This is a genomic window from Streptomyces sp. NPDC127092 (assembly GCF_042722475.1).
Classification (GTDB): Bacteria; Actinomycetota; Actinomycetes; order Streptomycetales; family Streptomycetaceae; genus Streptomyces.
Genome location: NZ_JBHXFE010000039.1, coordinates 66,617 through 68,094 on the forward strand (window position 1 = coordinate 66,617; position 1,478 = coordinate 68,094).

Sequence of the window (1,478 nt, forward strand, 5' to 3'; positions counted from 1 at the left end):
TTTGTCCTCCGACCTACAGCTTTTCCTTTCATGGCCGGTGGGGGCCGGAATGCCTGCTTCCGGCCTGCCCCTCTCCCTCCCGCCGCACTGCGGTCCGCGCCGCGCAGCCGCTCGACCGCCTTCTGCGCGGGCTCCGCCGCTGTCTGCGCCAGGAGCCGCTGCTGCTCCAGGAACGGCCGCACCCCGCGCACCTCCAGGGCCGTCAGCCACTGCAGCCGCAGCTGTTCCACCCCGCCGGGCCGGCCCGCCGCCCCGGCCCTGCGGTGCGCGGCCGCCCGGCGTTCCGCCCCGGCCCTCAGGGCGGTGGTCGCCGCCCCGGCCACCGCGACCACCGCGCCCGCGCCGAGCGCCGTGCCCGCCGCCGTACCGAGGGCGAGGTCGCCGCCGACCGCGGCGGCCGCGGCGACGGCCGTCACCAGGGCCGGGGCCGCGAACCCGGCGGACGCCGCGGGCTCCGTCTCCGTCGCCTCCACGGCCCGCAGGTAGGCCGCGTACTCGTCGGCCGCCCGCGCCGCCATGCCGTCCAGGCCGGCCTTACCGCGCGCGAGCAGCGCCTGCTCGTCGAGGCGGCCTCCCGAGCGCCGTACCTCTTCCTCCACGGCCCGTGCCCACAGCCCCTCGGCCTCGGCCCGATGGCTGTCCCGCATCCGCGTCCCCCTCCGCCCGCACCGGAAGCCTCCGGCGCGTTCCGCATCGAACAGTCCGGTCCCCAGTGTCCTGCGTGACCCGCGCCGGCGCGAGTGACCGGCGCCGCATCCCGGTGTTCCCAAGGGCCGTGCTCCGTAAGGGAACTGACCGAACGGCAGACCTTCGACCTCGCGTCCGATGGCGTTCATGTGCCGAATACCGCGTCCGGGTGACGCGCCGGAACCAATCCTTCCCCGGGCAGTTGATCAGGACGCTTCGGTCAACGGAGCAGTTCCGGGCCATCGAGCTCCGGGCCATCGAGCTCAAGAAGGAAGACTCGTGATCAAGAAGGTTCTTGCTACCGCTGCTGTCGCGGCCACCGTCGCCGGCATGTCCGCGACCACGGCGATGGCGGCCGGCAACGACGGCGGCAGCGCCAACATCATCGGCAACCAGTCGAAGCAGTCGATCGGCAGCAACTCCACCGGCGGCTACATGAGCCCGAACTTCGGTCTCGTCAACGGTGGCGTCCTGCACTGCTTCGACATCCAGAAGGTCCAGGCCCAGGTGCCGATCGGCGCCCTCATCGGTGCTGGTGTCGCCGTTCAGGACGTCCTCGGCAACCCGATGTCGAACCAGACCTGCACCCAGAACTCCGTGCAGCAGAAGGGCGACGACGCGCTGTCGCACATCCTGGGCGAGGTCCTCTCCCAGAACGGCAACGTCGGCGGCTGATCTCCGCGGCCCCGCTGAAGCGGGGAAGGCCCTCCCCCAGACAAAAAGAGGGAAAGGGGAGGCTCCCCCTCCCCGCCGTCCCCCCCCCCCCCCCCCCCCCACCGCGTCACGGAGGT

Annotated in this window: 1 protein-coding gene and 1 pseudogene; one reads left to right on the forward strand and one right to left on the reverse strand. The window is 72.8% G+C overall.

Annotated features, from left to right (window positions below; all coding sequences use genetic code 11):
- Positions 1-647 (reverse strand): annotated as a pseudogene (locus ACFWJO_RS28015) (hypothetical protein); the annotation flags it as partial.
- A 319-nt stretch (positions 648-966) separates the two neighbouring features.
- Between ACFWJO_RS28015 and ACFWJO_RS28020 the strand changes: the two are divergent.
- A complete protein-coding gene (locus tag ACFWJO_RS28020) occupies positions 967-1,362 on the forward strand; it encodes a rodlin (RefSeq protein ID WP_386869473.1) in 396 nt (131 codons plus the stop codon).
- Positions 1,363-1,478 lie beyond the last annotated feature (116 nt).